Annotated in this window: 19 protein-coding genes and 2 pseudogenes; 10 read left to right on the plus strand and 11 right to left on the minus strand. The window is 68.5% G+C overall.

What is annotated here, in order from left to right; translation table 11 throughout:
• Positions 1-235: 235 nt before the first annotated feature.
• On the minus strand, positions 236-1,093 hold the full coding sequence (locus ACQP10_RS19605) for an aminoglycoside phosphotransferase family protein (RefSeq protein WP_346021282.1): 858 nt from the start codon (positions 1,091-1,093) through the stop codon (positions 236-238).
• 171 nt (positions 1,094-1,264) lie between these two features.
• On the opposite strand from ACQP10_RS19605, the gene ACQP10_RS19610 reads away from it, so the two are divergent.
• Both ACQP10_RS19610 and ACQP10_RS19615 read left to right on the plus strand, forming a co-directional pair.
• On the plus strand, positions 1,265-1,885 hold the full coding sequence (locus tag ACQP10_RS19610) for a hypothetical protein (RefSeq protein WP_346021281.1): 621 nt from the start codon (positions 1,265-1,267) through the stop codon (positions 1,883-1,885).
• A gap of 263 nt (positions 1,886-2,148) precedes the next feature.
• Positions 2,149-2,385 (plus strand): annotated as a pseudogene (locus ACQP10_RS19615) (transposase); the annotation flags it as partial.
• Positions 2,386-3,352: 967 nt separating this feature from the next.
• On the opposite strand, the gene ACQP10_RS19620 reads toward ACQP10_RS19615, so the two are convergent.
• From ACQP10_RS19620 to ACQP10_RS19635, 4 genes are all read right to left on the minus strand, one after another.
• Positions 3,353-3,961: an AAA family ATPase gene (locus ACQP10_RS19620; RefSeq protein ID WP_433539429.1), complete on the minus strand. Its 609-nt coding sequence runs from the start codon at positions 3,959-3,961 to the stop codon at positions 3,353-3,355.
• Between the two features lie 690 nt (positions 3,962-4,651).
• Complete coding sequence (locus ACQP10_RS19625) at positions 4,652-5,419, minus strand: class I SAM-dependent methyltransferase (RefSeq protein WP_433539430.1); 768 nt, start codon at positions 5,417-5,419, stop codon at positions 4,652-4,654.
• Positions 5,420-5,640: 221 nt separating this feature from the next.
• Positions 5,641-6,978, minus strand: a complete 1,338-nt coding sequence (locus tag ACQP10_RS19630) for an MFS transporter (RefSeq protein WP_433539431.1) — start codon at positions 6,976-6,978, stop codon at positions 5,641-5,643.
• An 84-nt stretch (positions 6,979-7,062) separates the two neighbouring features.
• Entirely contained in the window at positions 7,063-7,635 is a 573-nt protein-coding gene (locus tag ACQP10_RS19635) for a TetR/AcrR family transcriptional regulator (protein ID WP_346021277.1), read from the minus strand.
• A 176-nt stretch (positions 7,636-7,811) separates the two neighbouring features.
• On the opposite strand from ACQP10_RS19635, the gene ACQP10_RS19640 reads away from it, so the two are divergent.
• Genes ACQP10_RS19640 through istB form a run of 4 tightly spaced genes read left to right on the plus strand, consistent with a single transcriptional unit; the run spans position 7,812 to position 11,798 of the window.
• Positions 7,812-8,966, plus strand: coding sequence for an MFS transporter (locus ACQP10_RS19640; RefSeq protein ID WP_346021740.1), 1,155 nt, complete (start codon positions 7,812-7,814; stop codon positions 8,964-8,966).
• A 49-nt stretch (positions 8,967-9,015) separates the two neighbouring features.
• Positions 9,016-9,405 carry a nuclear transport factor 2 family protein gene (locus tag ACQP10_RS19645; protein WP_346021276.1) on the plus strand — a complete coding sequence of 130 codons (390 nt, stop codon included), beginning with the start codon at positions 9,016-9,018 and terminating at the stop codon, positions 9,403-9,405.
• A gap of 39 nt (positions 9,406-9,444) precedes the next feature.
• Positions 9,445-10,953 (plus strand): IS21 family transposase, encoded by a 1,509-nt coding sequence (istA, locus tag ACQP10_RS19650; RefSeq protein WP_433539432.1) that lies wholly within the window; start codon positions 9,445-9,447, stop codon positions 10,951-10,953.
• A gap of 23 nt (positions 10,954-10,976) precedes the next feature.
• Positions 10,977-11,798, plus strand: a complete 822-nt coding sequence (gene istB / locus ACQP10_RS19655; protein ID WP_346021274.1) for an IS21-like element helper ATPase IstB — start codon at positions 10,977-10,979, stop codon at positions 11,796-11,798.
• 65 nt (positions 11,799-11,863) lie between these two features.
• Here the strand turns inward: istB and ACQP10_RS19660 are convergent, their stop codons facing one another.
• Complete coding sequence (locus tag ACQP10_RS19660) at positions 11,864-12,034, minus strand: hypothetical protein (protein ID WP_346021273.1); 171 nt, start codon at positions 12,032-12,034, stop codon at positions 11,864-11,866.
• Between the two features lie 178 nt (positions 12,035-12,212).
• On the opposite strand from ACQP10_RS19660, the gene ACQP10_RS19665 reads away from it, so the two are divergent.
• Complete coding sequence (locus ACQP10_RS19665) at positions 12,213-13,118, plus strand: helix-turn-helix transcriptional regulator (protein ID WP_433539433.1); 906 nt, start codon at positions 12,213-12,215, stop codon at positions 13,116-13,118.
• Positions 13,119-13,409: 291 nt separating this feature from the next.
• Here ACQP10_RS19665 and ACQP10_RS19670 read toward each other — a convergent pair whose 3' ends face one another.
• The gene (locus ACQP10_RS19670) at positions 13,410-13,898 is read right to left on the minus strand and encodes an NUDIX domain-containing protein (RefSeq protein WP_433539434.1); all 489 of its coding nucleotides are present in this window, start codon (positions 13,896-13,898) and stop codon (positions 13,410-13,412) included.
• Positions 13,899-14,416: 518 nt separating this feature from the next.
• Positions 14,417-15,223, minus strand: a complete 807-nt coding sequence (locus tag ACQP10_RS19675; protein WP_433539435.1) for a hypothetical protein — start codon at positions 15,221-15,223, stop codon at positions 14,417-14,419.
• A 113-nt stretch (positions 15,224-15,336) separates the two neighbouring features.
• On the opposite strand from ACQP10_RS19675, the gene ACQP10_RS19680 reads away from it, so the two are divergent.
• From ACQP10_RS19680 to ACQP10_RS19690, 3 genes are all read left to right on the plus strand, one after another.
• The gene (locus tag ACQP10_RS19680) at positions 15,337-15,834 is read left to right on the plus strand and encodes a tyrosine-type recombinase/integrase (protein ID WP_433539436.1); all 498 of its coding nucleotides are present in this window, start codon (positions 15,337-15,339) and stop codon (positions 15,832-15,834) included.
• Positions 15,835-16,303: 469 nt separating this feature from the next.
• On the plus strand, positions 16,304-17,980 hold the full coding sequence (locus ACQP10_RS19685) for a protein kinase domain-containing protein (RefSeq protein WP_433539437.1): 1,677 nt from the start codon (positions 16,304-16,306) through the stop codon (positions 17,978-17,980).
• Between the two features lie 846 nt (positions 17,981-18,826).
• Entirely contained in the window at positions 18,827-18,964 is a 138-nt protein-coding gene (locus ACQP10_RS19690) for a helix-turn-helix domain-containing protein (RefSeq protein WP_433539438.1), read from the plus strand.
• A 187-nt stretch (positions 18,965-19,151) separates the two neighbouring features.
• Here ACQP10_RS19690 and ACQP10_RS19695 read toward each other — a convergent pair whose 3' ends face one another.
• The 3 genes and pseudogenes from ACQP10_RS19695 to ACQP10_RS19705 form a co-directional block, all read right to left on the minus strand.
• Complete coding sequence (locus ACQP10_RS19695) at positions 19,152-19,274, minus strand: hypothetical protein (protein WP_346021267.1); 123 nt, start codon at positions 19,272-19,274, stop codon at positions 19,152-19,154.
• A gap of 18 nt (positions 19,275-19,292) precedes the next feature.
• A pseudogene (locus ACQP10_RS19700) lies at positions 19,293-19,454 on the minus strand (hypothetical protein); the annotation flags it as partial.
• Positions 19,455-19,457: 3 nt separating this feature from the next.
• Positions 19,458-20,399 (minus strand): tyrosine-type recombinase/integrase, encoded by a 942-nt coding sequence (locus ACQP10_RS19705; RefSeq protein ID WP_433539439.1) that lies wholly within the window; start codon positions 20,397-20,399, stop codon positions 19,458-19,460.
• Positions 20,400-20,556 lie beyond the last annotated feature (157 nt).

Here is a 20,556-nt window from a genome sequence, read left to right on the forward strand (position 1 = left end):
CCGGGGGGCAACGGGGCGGACCTGGCGGGGGTCCTTTCGTCAGCTGAGGATCATGCTGGGGTGCCACCGGGATACGGCGGAACCGGGCCGCGGGACGGTAGAGCCGCTGGTCAGCGCTGGGTTGGCGCCTCGTAGGCGGTGGAGCGGCCGATCTTGAGGGTGCGGGCGGCCTCGGTGCCCGAGACGCCGTCGTCGAGCAGACGGCGTGGTGTGGCCGGTTCGGCGGGGGCGCCGCTCAGTGGCCGCCACCGGTGGCGTGCTCCCGGCGGTCGAGGCCGGCCTGCATCTGGGCGAGCCACTGTCGGCCCCTTCTGCGCCCGTCGGGGAGTTGGTCGTCGCGGTCCCAGCGCCAGGAGACCGCGAGGGCGAGGCTGAGGATTCGGCAGTCGGCGAGCAGTACGGAGTCGGCGCCTGGGTAGTGTGCGGCGACGTCCTTTGGAGCATGCGCGAGGTCGAACTCGACGGGTCCGCGGCAGGCGGTCTCCAGGTCGATGAAGAGCGGTCCGTCCGCGGTGGCGAGCAGGTTGTCGGGGTGCGGTTCGCCGTGCAGGAGCTGTCGCCGTGTGCCGCGGTCCAGGATCGCGCGGCTGATTTTGTGGAGGGTGTCGGTCAGCAGGGCGCGTTCTGCGGTGCCGAGGTCCGGGCTGACGGTGGGGTCCTCGACCACCCGGAGGGCGTCGGCGACGCGGTCGGTGAAGTGCGGTGCGGCGAAGTCGATGCGGCGCAGGCCGGCGTGCAGCCGGGCCAGGGCGTCGGCGTAGGCGGCGGGTGGGTGGTTCCCGGGTGCGGCGGTGGGCTCGTAGTAGGTCCAGAGGGTGACGGCGAAGCCGTCGCGGACATGGACGCGGGGCTCGGTCCTCGGATCGGGACCCGCCACCGGGCTGCCGGTCCCGGCGAGGCGCCGGGCGATCTCGACCTCGAGGTCGAGGTGGTACGCGAGGGGCGCGACCCGGGCGAGGATGCCGCTGGGCCGCAGCCGGACGGCGATCCGGTTCGATGTGTGCAGCACAGCGGCGTCGTCGGCGCCCAGACCGTACTCGGCGGCCGTGTCGACGGCCGCGGCCACCGCCCGCGGGATCTCGGTGTCCTTCACGTGTTCGAGTTTTATCTAGGGTTGGAGGACCCTTCCAGCAGATCAGAGGACGATGATCTCTTCTTTCACGTAGGCCAAGTTGACCGAACGCAGCCCGGACCCAAGAAGAACCGGGCGTGCGGAGAGCGCCTCGAGGTCGTTAAGAGGTCGCGCAGGTAGGTGCAGAGGCTGATGTTGGTCATGCACGACAACGGCACCGTCCGCCGCCCGGCGGTTGATAGCGTGATCGTCGTGACAGAACTGGAAGAGCTGGTCCTGAGCCCCGGCGAACGGGCCCGGGGGGTTCACGTCGACAGCGTGATGTTCACGATGGACTGGGCCGGTGAGGACTACCCGGGCCGGCTGGCTGCGTTCGTGGCTGGTCGAGTACGGGCCTTCGGGGCGGAGCTGACAGACGTCGACACCAACGTCATCTACCGAGCGGCCGAGACCGACCCGACTCTGCGCCGCGGTGATTTGCCGGTCCGTCAGCTCGATCACCTGTCCGGTGTGCTGGCAGATCTCCGCTGCACGCTCATGGTGTGGGAGAACGGCACCGACACCTACGAGGTACTGGTCGCGCTGACCGATGAGCGTGAGCCGACCGGGTTGATGCACCAGGGCCTCCCGGTGCGGGCCTGGGGCTCGGAACCCGAAGAGACCCTGGTCAGCCTGGACTGCCCGAACTGCTCGCAGATGCTGGTCTGGGAATTGTCGGCGGACCAGACCCTGGCCGACGAGCGCTGCGATTGTGGAGCCGCGTTGTTCGACGCCACTGGCCGTCCGCTGCCCCACGTCACTCTCCACGGCTGAGCCGCTCAGCGCCCTCTGACCCCGACTCGTCCTCACCGATGCACTGCTCATCGAATGCAGCGCCTACTGATCCGCACGAACCGCGCCTGCCCGTCTTCACGTCACAGCGATCTACACTCGGCACTTCATGCTCGTCGGGTGCGGATCGCGCACAGAGACGCCGGTGGTCAAGGCCGTGGCTCGATGGTGGGGCCCGGCAGCAGGACAGGCACGGGTGCCAACGATCAGGGAGTTGCGACGCTCTGTGATCACTGGGGAGACTTGTGGCCGCGCTTCCATCATGGCTGACAGAACCGCCCTGGGGCCAATTCACAGCCCTGCTGCCCGAGCGGCCGGAGTACCACCCCGGCCATCCGCTCGGCTGCCACCGTCGGCGCATCAGTGACCGGGTCATCTTCGACCAGCTCCTGCAACTGCTTCGTTTCGGCTGCTCTTACGAGGCGATTGCCGACACAACCTGCTCGGCCACCACGATCCGCAGCCGTCGCGACGAGTGGATACCGTCATCGACGCATTCTTCGACCTCGCCGACACGATCATTACCGTGCGTAGCCTGATCAGGCAGGCATGGACGACTCACCGCCGGGACGAACGCCCGGACCGCCGACCGTGACCGCACGCCTATCCGCGCGACCTCTAAAGCGATCGGGTCATCTCGTTCCGGCCACGTCTTTGCCGAACCCGGCGTTCCGCTCAAGGCCGGCCAGGCGGCCAGGCGGCGCAAGTGAGGCAGGCGCGGTCGACGTGAAATACGTCTTCGAGACGCGGAGGCGTTTGATGGTCGGCAGGCGTCCGGCCGGGGACCGGTGACGTCGTCTTCCAGGGGCGCTTCGCTTTCCGTGGCGTAGCACGGATACCGCAGCGGGACCCCGCGACCCGGGGATGATCGCACGAGCCGGGCCTCTACCGCCGATGAACGCACCCCGGGGCCGGTGAGCACGCTGGTGTCGATGCTCGGGGTCCCAGCAGCAATTGCGGAAGATCCAACGGATATGCGCCTGACCTGCATCGATGGGCTCTGGGGCAGCCGTCCCGCGATGGTGTTTCTCAAGGAGTTCCCGCAGGTCAGCAGCAACATCGTTGGATTCTGCTCCGTTGCTACTGGGACCCCTACAGGAGGTCCGGGCCAAGACCGGCGGGTGCGGTCCACGTGCACGTGCGCACCGGGGACGGCCGGCGATCGCCATGATGGCCCTGTGAACTCGGAGCGGACGGCCAAGACCGCGCAGCTGCGTACCACCCGTGAGGTACGCAGCGACAGACGGAGCGTTCGGGAGTGCCGTAGCTCCGGCCGTCCCATCAGTGAGTCCCTTTCGAACCCCAACGGCCGCATGGGCTACGCCCATGAGACGGCCGTCCGGAATCACCGCGGCCCCTCAGTGTTCGCCGGCGTGTCGACGCCGGGCAGGGGCGCTCCCCCCCGCGGTGACCTCGTCCCGGCGGCCAGGCCGAGTATCGCCCGGGTGTTCAGCTGGCCGTGCGGAACTCGAAGAGCCGCGCAGCCTGGGAGGGGGTGCGGTGTTGCGCGCGTCCGGGTACGTCCTGCACCAATGACATGCCTTCTGCGTAGAGCTGACCGGTGCTGGCATGCTTGGCCATGAGTGCCGCGTAGCGGGAGACCTCGGCTGCAGGCACGGCATTCCTCCGTTCCTGGTTCTGCTCCAGCAGGACCTTCTCGGGCTGGATGAAGCGTAGTGCGGTGACCGGCATCTGAAGCCGGTCGGCTATGGCGAGCAGTCTGGCGCGCGCGTGAGGGAGCACGTTGGTTGACTCGGCGATCGCGGTGCGGCCGGACGCAAGTCGCGCAGTGACTCGGCGATCTCGCTCCTGGAAGATCTGGGGGTCGGCTGATTCACGGTCAACAGAAGTGTTGCGGTAGTGCTCGGCGATGGCGTCGCTGGACACGACGGCCTCAGGAACGATCTTGTCTTGGTCGATCAGCGCCTGAATGAAAGAGCTCTTGCCCGAGGCCGGCGGCCCGGCCAGCAGCACGAGCCCGACAGGGATCCAGACCTGTTCAGGCTGTCTGCCGTCGCCGGCGCCGGCGCCGTTGCGGATCTCACTCCCGAAGGCCATGGTCAAACAATAGATCTGCGCCCTGCGTCGTGACTTCATGGTTTATCGGCCAGGCCCTTGGCGTCATCGGCAGCCTCTCGCCGGGCGGATCACGGGGAGAGCAGCGGACCGGCACGTCCCTCAGCGCCGACGGTGCAGCGGAGTGACGGTCGGTCCGGGCAGCTCCGACTGCGCCCTCAGCTCCTGGTTCTTTAGGGTGAGCTGCTGGACGGCCCGGACGGCCCCATCTGAACACCGCCACCAACCCCGCTGCCCGCTGGCTCTTTCCCGGCCGCCGAGCCGACCAACCCGCCAACCCCGGCACCCTTCGCGAACATCTACGTCTCGCTGGATTCCTCACCGGCACCGCACGACCAGCAGCACTACGCCAACTCGTCCTCCAGGCGCCCGCAGCGGTCATTGCCAGGGCCCTCGGCTTCCACGACAAGACCACCACCCGAGTGGCCGCTGACGCAGGCGGCACCTGGAACCGCTACGCCCCCAATGACCACTCACAGTGAACGCCCTCAGCGTGACTGGCTCGAATACAGACCACTTGATCAACGACTTCTACCAGTCTCAAAGGCCTCTCCAGCCGCCCTCCGTCCGGCCACACCTGAATGACGGCCCCGAACTCCTGAGGCTACGGCGAGCCGCAAAGTGGAACGAGACCAAGAGCCCGACCAGGAGATCAGGCGTGTGGCCATACCGTTAGGGCTCGCCGTGCCGGCGCGCGAGGTGGACAGTGATGTCGGCGATGATCTCGACCGTTTCCGGCAGAACCTTGATGATCTGGCTGAACACCTGCTCGCGCTCCGCGTCCGGCAAGAGGAGATAAGCCGAGACGGTCGAGAGATGACCGATGTAGTCGTAAGCGGTCAGCGTCAGGCGGCGTTCGACCACGGCCTGCCGGACATCGGTGAACCACTCCGACCGTTGAAGCTCCGTGCCCGGCCACTGCATCTCCGCCTCCGGAGGCGTCCCGTCCGGAGAGGGAACACCATCACCTGCCAGGAACGGCGATCGCGCCGCGCGGACCGCCCGTTCCACAGCCGGGTCGGCCAGTTCGATCGGGCCGCCGAATGAGGCGAACACACCGCCCGGCTCGACCAGCGAAGCCACCCGTGACCACCTACCTTCCGGGTTCGTCCAGTGCAACGCCGCGGCCGCGTAGACCAAGCCGTACCTCTTTCCCGGCCGCAGGTCCTCCAGCGCGGCCTGCACGGTCCTGACGTTCGCCAGCACGTGTCTGCGCAGCTCGGTGAGCATGGCCCCATCGGGATCGGTCGCGGTCACCGCGATCCCCCGTTCAGCGAACAGGCGGGTGGCCTTGCCCGTCCCGGCGCCGATCTCCAGGGCGGTCCTGACCGGCCGGGCAGCGTACGCCATCACCATGTCGAAGAGCTCCACGGGATATCCCGGCCGGAACCGCTCGTAGGCTTCCGCCACTCCCCCGAAGCTCAGCGCGCGATCAGACATGCCGAACATCCAACCGCTACTTTGCGGCTCGCCGTTACTTCAGGAGCCCTGGGCCATCGCCGGGCGGATGATTTCGCCCGGTACCCGTGCGTCCGGTGTCGCCGGGGCCCGGCCGTATCAGGCCCACGCGCTCGGCTTCGGCCATAGAGCGCCAGGGCAGCCGCGTCCATGCGCGCTTCGGGGAGAGGCCTGGCGCTTCCTCCTTCCTGGCCGTACGGCAGTCAGTGGGTCTCGGCCGTGGGCCGGCGCAGGAACAGCACGGCAAGGAGGGCACCGGCTATGCAGACGATCCCCGCCGTGAGCATCGCCGTGTGCAACCCGCCGAGTGTGGCGAGCGTGGGGCCCGTCGCTGAGAGCGCCTTGGCGCGTGCGGTGGCGATGGCCGCCAGTCCCGCGGTTCCGATGGCGCCGATGAATTGCGGCAGCTGTGACAGACCGGCCGCGATGCCTTGTTCGTCGTCCCGCAGTCCGGACGTCAGCGTGGTGATGAAGGAGACCACGGTCAGCACGTGTCCGAAGCCCATGGCACCAGATGTCAGGAGCAGAAGCGCCAGACCGCCGCCCTCAGGCAGCAGGAACATCGCGGCAGTGCCGAATCCCTGTACGACCAGGCCGGTTGTCATGGCCCCCACCTTGCCGAGCGCGTCGATCAGCCGGGCAGCGAGCAGGCCGGCGACAAACGCGGTGATGCCCTCTGAGAGGAAGCCCGTACCGGTGGCCAGCGGCGAGTAGCCCAGCACGTCCTGCATGTACAGGCTCAGCAGAACCGTCGTACCGCCGCACATTCCGAGCGTGATGAAACCGATCAGCCCGCTCCACTTCACCGTCGGTTTGTTCAGCAGCCCCAGCGGGATCAGTGGTGCGGCATGCCGCCGCTCTAGGAGGAGGAACGTGGTGAGGGAGACCGCGGCCAGGGCGAGGGAACCCAGGGTGGATGCGCTGTTCCAACCGGCCGCGGCCCCCGTGGAGATCCCGTACACCAAAGCGAACAGGCCGATGCTCGCCAGGACCGCACCCGCGATGTCAAGACGGGCCGGTGCACGCGTATCGGTTGTCTTGGGCAGCACGGTGGTCGCGCCGACCAGCACCAGAGCGCCGATGATGACCAGGATCAGCATGGTCCAGCGCCAGTTCAGGCCGCTGGTGATCACCCCGCCGCCGAGGGTGCCGAGCACGAATCCCAGAGACAGCACCGCGCCGTTGACGCCGAGCGCCTTCGCCCGCTGCGGGCCCTCCGGGAACACCGTCGTCATCAGCGCGATGGCGGTCGGTGCGATCATGGCGGCCGATGCGCCCTGGCCCACGCGGGCCACGATCAGCATGGCCGGGCCGGTCGCCAGCCCCGCGAGAAGAGAGAACCCGGTGAACAGGGCGACGCCCGTGGTGAACAGCCGGCGGCGACCGACCAGGTCGGAGACACGGCTGAACAGCGGCAGCAGACTCGCCGTGGGCAGCAGGCAAGCCGTCGCCACCCACTGCAGCGAACCGGTACTCGCGAAGCCCAGATCGCGCCCGATCTCTGGCAGGGCCACGGTGTTAGCGGACAGCAGGAATTCCACAGAGGTGGACAGGCGAGGTCACACAACAGCGGACAGGCAATTCCCCATGCTCGCCGAAGCTGAGCGCTGTGTTTTAAGGGTTCTTCACTCGGTGTGAGTGGTCGGTTGAGTCGCAAGAGTCTGGACGGCCGCGCTGATCGCGGATCGCAACTGCTCTGGGCTTCGGTCCGGCCCGAGGACCATTCGGCGTACCTGGGGCATCGCCAGGCTCCAGCCGACCAAGCCGAGCGTGAAGAAGAGCAGCGTTCGGGGGTCGAGTGTGTCCGACGCGGTTTCGGCGGCCTTGACCTTGCCGACGTAGTGCTCGGCCCGAGCTTCTTCACCCGGAACGGGGCCGTCGCCGATTTCCAGCGCCTCCCACAGCAGTAGTCGGAGCGTTTCGGGGTGGGCCCGGTGGTAGTCATACAGCCTCGCGGCGTAGGTGCCCAGGTCGGATTCGTCGGGTGGGACGGCCTTGGCCAGATCGGTCATCAGATGGTGCAGGACCGCGGCGAACAGCGCCTGCTTGTCTCCGAAGTAGTCGTAGATCGCCCGCTTGTTGGCCTTGGCGCTGGCGGCGATGCGGTCCACCCGGGCGCCGGCGACGCCGTATTCGGCGAACTCGGCCGCGGCTGCGGTGAGGATGCGTCCCTTGGTGGCCGCTGAGTCGTAAGCCATACCGTCCAGTTTAAACGAACTGGTTCGTTTGACATGTTCCGGTGATCCCTCCTAGCATCCGAACCAACTAGTTCGATCGATTGGAGGAGCCCATGGCGGCTACCCATGCCCATCCCACACCTGCAGGTCAAGTACGCTCACCCAGCAGCCGACGGACGCGGCCGCTGTTGTTCACCGTGATGGCGCTCTGCAGCGGCGCCGCCGTCGCCAACGTCTACCTCGCTCAGCCGTTGCTGGAGCTGTTCGCACGCAGCCTGCATGCGAGCCCGTCATCGACCGGCGTGGTGGTCACCTGCGCCCAACTCGGCTACGCAACAGGGATCATGTTCCTCGTGCCACTGGGGGACGTGCGACGGCGCAAACCGCTGCTGGCCGTCCTGACCGTTGCGACCGTGGCCACGCTGCTGGGCGCCGCCGCCGCCCCGAGCCTGGCGGTCTTGGCTGCGGCCACTGCGCTGATCGGCGGCGCCACCGTGATCCCCCAGGTGCTGGTGCCTCTAGCGGCCGAGCTGGCCCCGCCCGAGCGGCGAGCCTCGATCGTCGCATCCATCCAGATCGGGCTGATGACCGGGATCATCGCTTCGCGGGTCGTCGGCGGGACGGTGGGCGAGTTGCTCGGCTGGCGAGCGGTCTACCTGCTGGCAGCTGCCCTGACCGCCGCCGCAGGGATCGCGACCATCAACCTGCTGCCTCGCGAGCACGCCCGCCCAGCAGCCACCGGCTACGGAGCCTTGCTGGCCTCGCTGCCCCGCTTGCTGGCCACCGAGCCGGTCCTGCGCCACTCGAGCCTGCTGCACGCACTGCTGTTCGGCGCCTACACCGCCACCTGGACCTCGCTGGTACTGGTCCTCACCCATGAACCCTTCCACTACAGCAGCGCGATCGCCGGGCTGTTCGGTCTGCTCGGCCTAGCCGGAGCGATCGCGGCCCCATGGGCGGGCCGATTCATCGACCGCCGCGGGGCACTCCCGATCATCACCGCGGCGCTGCTGCTGACCCTGCTGTCCGCCGGCGCCTACGCACTCGGCCAAACAAGCCTGGCCGCCATGATCGTGGCCATCGTGCTGGCCAACGTCGCCGTGCAGTGGAGCCAGATCGCCAACCAGGCCCGCATCTTCACCGCATTGCCGCATGCCCGCAGCCGCGCCAACACCGTCTACATGGTCGCGGTCTTCCTCAGCGGCGCCCTCTGCGCGGCACTGGCCGCAGCCTGCTACGCCGCAGGCGGCTGGCCAGCCGTCTGCGGCCTGCAGACCCTCCTGGCCACCGCCGGCCTGCTGGTCATGCCCGTGGTCCGCCGGCATGACCGCACCCAGCCAACCCCAGCCTGACGACCTTTCCTCCCCGCCAACCCATCCCGACGAACAGGAGCACACATCAATGATCATGCCTGCCATGCCCGCCGCCGTCATGCAGTTCTTCACCGCCTCGCAAGCCGGCGACACCGACGCCTGGGCCAACGCGTTCGCCGAGAACGGCATCTTCCACGACCCGGTGGGACAGCCGCCCATCGTGGGCCGGACCGCGATCCGTGACTTCATCGCCGGAGTGCTGCCCGCCTTCCAACCGTTCCTCGGCCTGACTGCGCGCGAGGTCCACATCGTCGGCGGTTCGGTCGCGGTCGCGTGGAGTGGCGCGGCCATCGCAGCCAACGGCACCGCGGTCAACTGGTCGGGGATCAACATCTACGACCTGGACCAGGACGGGCTCATCCGCGAGGCCAAGGCCTACTTCAACCGTTCGATCTTCCAAGCCCAGCTGTCGAACTAACGAGGGCGGTCGTGAGCCGGTCGGTGTCGGCGACTCGTAGTGAAAACGAATGAGGAGATCATGGAGATTCTGGCCGCCTACGATCTGACCGGCAGCTACCGCAAGGCCGCGGCGGTGGTCGGCTGCGACCACCACACCGTGCGCCGTTACGTTCGCCTGCGCCGGGCCGGAACGGCGGCCCCCGAACCGGTCCGGCGCGCCAAGCTGATCGACGCATTCATGCCCAAGATCGAAGAACTCATCGAGCAATCACACGGGAAGATCGGCGCCGATCAGGTGCACAAGCGCCTGGTCGCCGTCGGGTTCGTCGGCACCGACCGGACCACCCGCCGAGCGGTGGCCGCCGCCAAGCAGTCCTACAGGGCCGGGCACCGGCGAGTGCATCGCCCCTGGATGAGCGAGCCGGGCCTGTGGGTTCAATGGGACTGGGGCAACGGCCCACGACTCGGCGACCGGCAGGTCACCTTGTGGTGCGCCTGGCTGGCCTGGTCACGGTTCCGGGTGGTGATCCCGGTGTTGGACAAGACCATCCCAACCATCGCCGCCTGCCTGGACGTCACCTTCCGCGCCTTCGGCGGGGTGCCGACCTACTGCCTGACCGACAACGAGAAGACCGTCACCACCAGCCACATCGCCGGGATCGCCGTGCGCAATCCCGACATCGTGGCGATCGGCCGCCACTACGGCACCCAAGTCCGCACCTGTATCCCAGCCGACCCCGCCTCCAAAGGCGGCGCAGAGCACACCGTGAAGATCGCCAAACGGGACCTGCTGCCAACCCAGGTGAACCTGCGCCCGGCCTACGCCACCTTCGCCGAGGTGGAGGCCGCCTGCGATGCGTTCATGGCTGAAGTCAACGCCCGCCCGCACCGCGAGACTCGCCGCACGCCGCTGGAGATGCTCGCCGAGGAGCGCTTCCGGCTGCACCCAATCCCCGCCCAGCCCTACACCGCCGCCTTCGGCACCACCCGCCGGGTGCATGACAAGGACGCCACCATCCGCGTCGACCAGGTCCGCTACTCGGTCCCGCACAGGCACGCCGGACAACAGGTGTTCGTCCGCTGGCACGGCGACGACCTGATCGTCACCGCCCTGATCGACAGCGCCCCCGTCGAGATCGCCCGGCACCACCGCTCCAGCCCTGGCAGCCCCGTGATCCTAGACGAGCACTACCCACCCTCGGCGCGCGGGCAACGCACACCGCGGCCGGTCAACGCCGCCGAAGAAGCGTTCCTGGCCATCGGGCCTGGCGCAGCCGCCTGGCTGGAAGAGGCCGCCGCTGAAGGCGTGCGCTCCATCGTCTCGAAGATGGCCGAAGCCGTCGCGCTGGCCAAACTGCGCGGCGCCGCAGCCGTCGACCGGGCGCTGAGTACCGCCGCCACCGCCGGCCGGTTCACCGAGGGCGACCTGCGCTCAATCCTGGACCATCAGACCGTCCGCGACGGCGCCACCACCAGCCTCACCTGCGCCGGCGAGAAACACAGCCTGCAACCGGGCACCGGCGGCTGGACCGGCTTCGGTCAACAACTCGACCCTCGCTCCCACTGATCTACGACAGAAACGAGGACCGCATGCCGGTCGACGCCCCCGCCCCATCCCGCCTCAAGGCCCCGGCCACAGCCACCGCCGCCGCGCTCGGATCGGCCTTCGATGAGGCCATCGCCCTGGCCAAAACGCTCAAGCTGCCGCACTTGCGCCGAGCGTTGGCCGAGGTCATCCCCACCGCCAAGGCCCAACGCTGGGACCCCGCCGAGATCGTGCGGGTCCTGCTGACCGAAGAAGCCGCCGGACGCGCCGCTTCCAATCTGCGCACCCGCCGTCAACGCGCCAGCTTCCCCACCGGCAAAACCTTCCATATCTGGAACGAAGACGCCTCCTCCATCCCCGTCCCGACCCAATCCGCACTGCGCACGCTGGAGTGGATCGGACGCCGCGAGAACCTATGCGTCTGCGGCCCCAGCGGGACCGGCAAGAGCCACTTCACCGAAGCCCTCGGTCAGGCCGCTATCGACTCCGGCATGACCGTCGCCTGGTTCACCATCGAAGACCTCGGCGGCCTGGTCCGCCGCCACCGCGTGGACGACACCGTCGCCAAGGCCTTCGCCCGCCTGACCCGCACCGACCTGGTCATTGTCGACGACATCGGCCTGCTGCCGGTCTCTACCGACGCCGCCGAAGGCTTCTATCGCCTCGTCGACGCCGCCTACGAGCGCCGCAGCCTGGCCGTCAGCTCCAATCTGCACCCCAGTGGATTCGACGAGATTATGCCCAAGACCCTGGCCACCGCCACCGTCGACCGGCTCCTCCACCACGCACACGTCGTGGTCACCACGGGTGATAGCCACCGCCTCACCGAAGCCACCACTGGCAACGGCGTCGTCGCCCTGTCATGACTCGGCCCCTGCGAACGCCCGGACCAGACCCCTCTCGGTCTGTGGAGTTTCATGTCCGCGCCAGATCAGATGGGGAGGAAACCATGTCCGCTGACAGCCACGGTCACGACCGAGAAGTCCAGACCTGTCATGAAGGTGGCACCGCACAGCGTGACCAGGATCAGCCAGCCTTTGGCGCCGAGCCTGTCCGTGACACCCTCATCAGGGTGGGCGCGTGAGGTATCGGTTACTGCCATGGGCTGCCTCCGGTATGAGTCGATGGACATACGCAGATCGCGGCACCGATTGCGTCGCCGCGCCCTCAGCCTGTGCCGTACGGCACGCGTTACCCAGCCCTCTGCCAGAGGTACCCCTGCCGTGCCTACACCTGGCGGGTATAGGCAGGACGCGGCGGAAGACGGCATCCTGGAGCTCATGGAACGGGGATCGGAACTCGGTGAATTCCTGCGCGCCCGGCGAGCCCGGCTGCGGCCTGAAGACATCGGGCTGCGCGACTACGGCGGCCGGCGACGTGTCCCCGGCCTGCGCCGCGAGGAGCTGGCACAGCTCGCGGGCGTCAGCGCCGGCTACTACACGCGTCTGGAACAGGGCCAGAGTCCTAACGCCTCCGACGCCGTGCTCGACGCGATCGCTCGAACCCTCCGACTCGACGAGACCGAACGGTCCCACCTTCACAGCCTGGCTCGCCACAAGCCGAAACCCCGCCGGCGCTCCCGCCCCGAGCAACTGCGCCCGAACGTCCGGCTGATGATTGAGGCATTCGGCGACGTTCCCGCGCTGATCATCGGCCGTTGCAGCGACGTGCTGGCCTGGAACCGCACGGCGCACGCTCTGCTGGCCGGGCACCTGCCCTACCAAGCGCCCGAGCAGCCCCGACAGCGACCCAACATCGCGCGCCTGGTCTTTCTGGATCCCCACACCCGCGAGCTGTACGCCGACTGGCGGAGTAAGGCCCGCGACACCGTCGCCGACCTGCGTATGACCGCCGCCCGCTACCCGGACGACCCGGAGCTGGCCGAGCTGATTGGCGAACTCGCCCTGAACAGTTCGGAGTTCGCATCGTTGTGGGCGGCTCATCCCGTCCACAAGTGCATTGCGCCCACCCGCGTTTTCCAGCACCCGCTAGTGGGCTCCATGACGCTGAACAACGAGCTCATGGAGCTGTCCCATGACGAGGGCCAGCGAATGGCGGTGTTCACCGCCGGCACCGATTCCCCCGCTGCGGCGGCCCTGCGGCTCCTCGCGGACCTCAGCGCCACACCCCGGGAACACGCCCCGACACGGCCATGGACGCCAACGGCTCTTATCTCTGACCACTAGACGCGATGGCGCGATCTCTGTCGCTGCCGAACCGGAAGCCTTGCAGGTATGTCCATCAGCCGCCTCAGAGTAATCCGCTGCCCCACGCGGCAGACCCCCAGCGGTGACAGTGTCCCGGCTGCGGTGGCCACATCGTAGGTGCCGTGGGCGTTCGCCTCCGCTTCGCCCGGCAACTGCCCGCTGTGGGCTCGGGCGATGGCAGACGCCGACGTTGACGCCCGCCTGCGGGCGTTACCGGGCTGAGCCGGCCGGATTCAGCGCGGCCGACGGTTTGGCGACGAACCGGTGCATCTACGGGTCCAGGCGCGCGCCCGCCCACGCCGCGGCGTCATCGAGTCCGAACCAGCGCACCTGGGAGAACTCCCGCGGGCCGGGCTCGATGGCCGCGCTGCGATCGGCGGCGAAGACGAACCACAAGGTGACGTCGGTATGGCTGCCGACGCCACGCGTCCGGGTAATGGTCAGGAAGAACGGGTCGCCGCCGAAACGCTCGTGAAACGGCGGGGCGATCCCCAACTCCTCGGCCAGCTCCCGCCGCACGGTGATGCGGGGGTCCTCCCCCGGGGTCCACGTGCCCGCCGGGCAGCCACGATTGCGCCTTGACGTGGTCGACGAGCATGAGGCTGCGGACGGCCTCCTCCAGCAGTGCCGCATACACCGCCAGATGCCGCGGCGGCGTGGCGGGCTTTTCGGTCCGAAACAGCGGAGCGCCGGAGCCGACCCACTCCACGATCGCGGCCTGATCCGCGGCTTCCTCCTCATCCCAGGGAGAAATGGCATCCACCAGCGCCTGAACCCTCACCCGCGCAGCATCGACCGGCAGCATCGCCCATCCTCTGGAGGTTCGACAAAGACCGGCACGCCAGGCACGCAAGGACACATGCCCCCATGCGTCACCGGCGCCAGAAACTCCAGCGTCAGCTCACCCGCGCTGACAGATGATCGGCCGTCCACCAGGGGCGCCCGGATCGCTGAGCGCCACGGCCGGGCCACGTCCCGGGCGCGCCGCTTCAGCCGGGCTGACCGGTCGGTTCGGCCGAGATCCTGGCGTGCCGTTCCTGCTCCGGGGCCGGTTCCCGGCAGCGGTCAAACCCCTGGCACCCGCCGCACGGATCCGCCGCGTCTTCGCCCCCGGCGGCACCTACCTCACCGTGCTCGCCGCCCCGATCGTTATCTTGGGTTGTCAAGCGAAATAGCTGGTCAGCTGCTTGAAGGTCTGTCAGGCACGTAAGGCAAGTTGACTTACTGGATGCGATGACGAGGCTCCGCGTCAGGACGTCCGAGTAGCACTGGGCGGGCTAGTCGACGGGCCCGGAGCAGTAGGGCGCGCTAGTTCTGCTGAGGTTGCCGGCCAGTGTAACGCCGAGTTCCCTAATCACGATGCGCACTTCGTCCCCATCCTTGTTGAATTCGATCTGGCGCCTCCCTCTGGAGGAGCCTTCGAATCGGGCGAGCAGGCCAGAGCGCTCGCGGCTCCATGCGATGCCAGCGGGATCAACGAACACGACGCGGGCGACGTCCAGATCCAATCGGGAGCCGGAGTCGCGGTCCTTGAAAGTCAACCTCAGCCTGCTGATGCTGCAAGGGGGAAGACCGATCTGCATCTGGCCGGACTCTGCCAGGAACTGTGGGGTGTTGTGCGCTGGGGAGGTGCTGGATTCAGGAAGGGAGTGCCGGCGAAAGGAGAGGATGAGGGGCTCGATGGACGCGGGCATGGGCTCGTGGCTGCTGTTCTGGATCGTGAGAGTGGTGACCCGATCCTGGGTGGTGTGCTCGGTCCACCAGGTGACCTTGGAGGCGAAGCCGGCGACTCTGCGCTGCTGCTGGTCGTCGTTCTGTTGCTGCTGAATGATGAAGGTCATGTAGGAGACCACGAGAGCGGCCAGGGCGGCAATGCCTGCGAGCACGGTGCCAATCATCGTCCAAAGGGAGATCACGCGGCCGGTGGCGTTGGTGGTGTCGATCGGTGGGGTCTGCGCCGCTAGCGTGCTGCCCAGCTGGTGTACTGCCTGACCGGTGTGCTGCGTGGTCTTGCGGCGCTGGGCCGCGCGTGCGCCGACGAGGAAGATGACGGCCAGCGTCAAAAGCGTCCGGGGGCGTCCCATTGCGTAATTGTAGGTTTCGCCCTGTGCCAGGCTGAGGGCTCTTGCGGAGGTTCCCCGATCTTGACGGCTCAGTCGAGAAGCCCCAGGATTTCCGGCGTTTCCCAGGCCGTCGAATGCCGCTCAGGGTCGGTTTCCTCCTGCGGGAATTGGTGGATCAGGTCGGCGAGGGCTTGCTGGTCCTGTCCGGGGAGGCGCTGCAGCTACCGGTCAAGAGCGGCGGCATCCACCCCGTCAAGGTCAGCTCGTACATGGGCGCGCTGATCGACGGCTACCTCACCGAACGCGGCACCGCCCCCGGCCCCCTGTTCGTCTCGCGCACCGGCCGCCCGTTGCAGCGCACCTACATCCGCGAGCTCATCCAGCGCCTCGCCGCCGCCGTCGGCGTGCACGACGCCCGGCAGCTGTCCATCCACGGCATCCGCCACAGCGTCGCCACCGCCCTGCTCGACGCCGGCGAGGACCTGTCGGTGGTCCAGGCCCTGCTCGGCCACGCCAGCCCCGACACCACCCAGGTCTACGCCCACCCCGACACCCTCAACCGCTCCCCCGCCGACAGGATCGACCAGCGCATGGCCACAGCCGCCGAACGCCGCACCCGCCATGCCCACTGAGGGGAGCATCCGCCCAGCCGGGGAGAGGGAGGGATGCCGGACAGAAGCGGGGTGCGGGCCGAGACCGCCGGTAGGCCGCCGCACCAGGTCATGGCGGATGCGGTCGCGCCGTCATGGTCGCACCCGGCGCGGTGCCCGGCGCAGTTCGGGGGCGGCCACAGCCAGGCCGGCAGAATCACCAGCGGGCCGGCCTGGCTGCGCAGAGGCAGAGGGCCGGATTGGCCCCTGCAGCGGCCCTACTGGGCTCTCCGCTCGGGGCCGTGCGGTGAGCCCCAAAGTAGAGCGCTGCCGCAGGCCCGGGAACCGACGTGGGAGTGGTGACCTGCGGTGATGCGATTCCGGAGGCCGCACAGTTGAGGTTCTGTCCGGTCAGCGCCCCGGCTCGGCCCATTTCTGCCATATTCCAGTGACACCTCTTTTGGAATCATCGACACCGACCGGCGAAGATCTCGACGAGGAATGAGCCACCATGACCGACCCCCTGCGCGACGGCGACCCGGCTCACATCGGCTCCTACCGGCTACACGCAAGGCTCGGCGGGGGCGGGATGGGAGAGGTGTTCCTGGGCCGCTCTCCGGGCGGGCGCCTGGTCGCCGTCAAAGTGGTGCGCCCGGAGCTGGCCGGCAACAGCGACTTCCGGCGTCGCTTCGCTTCCGAGGTGGACGCCGCCCGCAAGGTCGGCGGGTTCTATACCGCCCAGGTCGTGGACGCCGACACCGACGCCGTCCGGCCGTGGTTGGCCACCGCCTACATCCCCGGCCACTCCCTGCACCAAGCCGTCGACGAGCACGGGCCGCTCCCTCTGGAGTCGGCCGCGGTGCTCGGCGCAGGGCTGGCCGAAGGACTCGCCGCCGTGCACGCCTGCGGGATGGTGCACCGCGACCTCAAACCCGGCAACGTCATCCTTGCTGAGGACGGGCCTCGCCTGATCGACTTCGGTATCGCCCGCGCCCTGGATGCCACCAGCCACACCCAGACCTCCACCGTGCTGGGCACCGCCGCGTTCATGTCGCCTGAACAGGCCATGGCCCGGGAGGTCGGGCCGCCCTCGGATGTGTTCTCGCTCGGCTGCGTGCTCGCCTTCACCGTGACCGGCCGCAGTCCCTTCGGAACGGGGCCCGTTCACGCGGTCGTCTTCCGCGTGGCGCACGCCGATCCCGATCTTCAGGGAGTGCCCGCGCCCCTGGCCGCTCTGGTGGCGGCCTGCCTGGCCAAGGACCCCGCCGCGCGGCCCAGTCTGGAGCAGGTGCTGACCCGGCTCACCGCGCTCGCTTCGCCTGACCAGGGGCGGTGGCTGCCTGAGGCGTTTACCCAGGTCATCGCCGACCGCCGGACCCTGGCGCTGACCGCCTTTCACGACCCGGCCACCGCGGCCGACGGTGGCGGCCCCCGAACGATGGCGCCACCACCGTTCGGCCACGCGGATCAGCCGCGGGCCCCCCGGCCCTCGTTGGTCAACGAACGCCGCCATATGCGCGGCCGTGACCTGCTGCACTCTGCCACCGGCTACGAGATCACCGGCTCTGTGCTGCTTGCCCTCTTCACCCTGGTCTCCGTGAGCACAGTGATTCACCAGCTCAATGTTGCCAAGGATGCAGGACGGTGGTACCAGGCAGAGACCTACGACGGCCTCCGCAATTTCGATGAGACGGCCAGCAAAATCATGTTGGTGGCCCAGATCGTCTCCGGCCTGGGACTGACGGCGTGCTGGCTGCTCTGGTTCTTCCGGGTAAGAGTCGTCGCCGAACGGCTCGCGCCCGGCGGGCTGCGCTACCGCCCCTCCATGGCCGTATTCGGCTGGTTCATCCCGATCGGCAACCTGTGGCTGCCCAAGCAGATCGCCGACGACATCTGGCACGCCTCCAGCCCCCCTGGACGCGGCGGCACGACAGCCCCGGCCGGTCTCCTGCACACATGGTGGGCCCTGTGGCTGGTCACTTTCCTGACCTGGCCTCTCTTCTGGATCGAGTGGACGAAACTCCTCACCACAGATTATGACTACAGCACCTCTAGCCTGAGGTACGAGTTCACGCCAGGCGCCTGGGCCAGCCTGGTCCTGCACGTGTTGGTCGTGCCGACGGCGATCGTCACCGCTCGGTTCGTGCGGCGGCTCGGCACCATGCAGGCGGCCAAACTCGACAGCTGACGACCAAGTCCCGCACGTCGGCTGTCGAGCATCCCGAATCGGCGTCCTCCTCCCGAGCGTGGGCCCCAACCGTCAAGTAGACCGATCGTTACAGGTCGCGTGGGGGTCCGCGCCGGATAGCGCGAAGGCCGAGGTTTCGGCACCGGAGGGTGGCACTGGGATGCTCCCTCACGCTGCGTAGCATCTCGATAGTCCCACTGCAACCATTGGGGTGGTGTCAAAACTCAACAACACACTCCGGCGCCCGTCAGGACTGGTGTCGAAGCTGGCCTACAAACGGTGTCGCGAACCGCCTACAGAACCACCGCCGGGTTGCCCGCAGCCTGGGGCTCCACCTGCGCATCGGTGCCGACGAAGCAGACGCGGCGCTGCCGCACCTGGCTGCCCGCCTCCAGAACCCGCCTGTCCTCCTGAAGCTCAGACAGCGTTACCGGGGCGCAGACCAAGTAACGCCGAAAGGGACAGCCTCCTGGTCACGGCGGGTGTGTGCGCGAGGATTACGGCTCGAACATGGCGGGATAAGTCCGGCGCGATAGCGATCACAGGGGCGTTTCCGCAGGTCGGGTTGCTTGATATCAAGCTTTGTGTCAACCGGCTGTCCCTTCCAGCCGTACTTGGGCTATGGGCCACTCACAGCTACTTTGCGGCTGGTGACACGAACCCGAGCGGAGGGCCGAGAAGGGCCGCATCCGGGTGGCCTGCCGCCGCCACCCCTTCACCGGCCAGGACGTGGAGCGGGAGCGTACGCTGACCGCCCTCATCCAGGAGGACGCGCCGTGACGTTTACCGCCGAGCCTGAACGCCGGCTTCTGGAGCGTGGCCGCGCAGGCGGCCGGCCCCCGCGCGGTGAGCGAGGACGTCCTGGCCGCCGCCCGCGCCCGGCGGAGCCGCGGCCAGGCGGCCACCACGATCGCCAAGGATCTCGGGGTGGGCCGGTCGACGCTGTATCGGGCCCTGGAAGGCGGCAGCTCATCACTCTGTTGAAACCTGTTCCAAGCCCTCATGGCAGATAGCGAGGACATCTCCGCCGAGCCCTCGCCGAGGGCGGCGGATTCGGTGATGGCTTCCGGTGCCTCGTCGCGCCGCACCGGATCCACCATCCGGATCGAGAGGTTGTTCAGGCCGGTGGCGAGGCTGGGCAGGAAGGCGCCGGGATGGGCCTCGGCTGACCTCATCGAACGGCCGGGCAGTTGGGCTGACGGTACGGCTCGCCGGGGATGTATCGCCGCCACTCCTCGGGGGTGAACGACCGGCCCGCGATGCCGCACACCGCCCGCAGGAGATCATGTGGCAACGCCACATTCCAGATCCGTACCGTCTTGTCAGGGCCGCCGCTGGCCAGGCGGGTACCGTCCCGACTGAAGGCCACCGAGGTCACGGCCTTCGAGGAAGCTGAGTGCAGGAATTGGCGGTGGCGACCTGCGGCTTCTTCGCCTGTTAGCGATCGGTGATCAACCAGCAGCCGCCACTCAATTGATCAGTGGGTTCGGCGGCGGGGTGCCAGGACCTCGGTGACCTTGGCGATGGCCTCAGGGCCGGGTTTGACGTAGCGCATGGCGGTGCGGGGGTTCTTGTGCCGGGTCTTGCCCATGATGAGCTGCAGCGGGACCCCGGCCTCGCCGAGGTGGGTGGCGGCGCTGTGGCGCAGCTGGTGCAGACCGAGCCCGGCGTACTTCTCCAGCAGGACACGGGCGCGGTCGTAACCCAGGCGGGCGCGGCCGGTGTGCGGGCAGATGTCGCCGGCGCCCGGGCGGCGGGCCGGCACGGGACGTCGTTCGGACAGGAACAGCGGGCCGTGCGTGCGGGTACTGCCGTCGGGCAGCCGGAGCAGGCGGGGCGGCAGGTGGGCGGCGCCGCTGTCCCAGTACACCCATTCGATCGCGCCGCCCTTGGAGCGGACGGGGGCGCGACGGTGCTCCAGGTCCAAGTCCTCGACGTTGAGCGCCAGGATCTCCGCGGCCCGGGCTGCGGTCTCGTACAGCATCCGCCACAGCGTCTTCTCCCGCAGCGGGATGTCGCGGCGCGACAGCAGCCGGTGGACGATGGTCTTGGCGACCGCGCGGGTCTCGCCGGCGCTCTCCTTACGGCGTTCGGCCTCGGCCGGGACGCAGGGCGCCGCCCAGTGCTTCTTGGTCTGGCACCAGAGCAGCCAGGAGGTGACGGCGGCGCGGTTGCGGTTCCAGGTCGCCGGCGCGCATCGGCCCCACAGCTCGGTGAGCGCGGTGCCGATCTCGGCGTCGGTGACGTCGGCGAGCGACCGGTCCCGGCCGAGCAGCGCGATGACGCGGTCGATGGCCGAGGCGTAGGCGCGGTGAGTGTTGGAGTTGGCCGTGCACGGCGTGGCCAGGAAGGCGCCGGCGGCCGCGGCGAGGCTGACGCCTCCACCACGAAGGGCGGTGACCTTCGGCACGGCGCTCATGCCGCCCGCCTGGCGACGCTTGTGGTGATGCACCGGATAACGTACCGGAATCGCGCACCGCCTCGGCGGACGGAGCTCCAGGTCGCCACGCCGCCATGATCGCCCATGTACGTGACAATGGGCTGTTATCACGTACATCACTATCGGGTGAACGCCG

The organism is Streptosporangium sandarakinum (genome assembly GCF_050942225.1).
GTDB classification, from domain to species: domain Bacteria; phylum Actinomycetota; class Actinomycetes; order Streptosporangiales; family Streptosporangiaceae; genus Streptosporangium; species Streptosporangium nondiastaticum.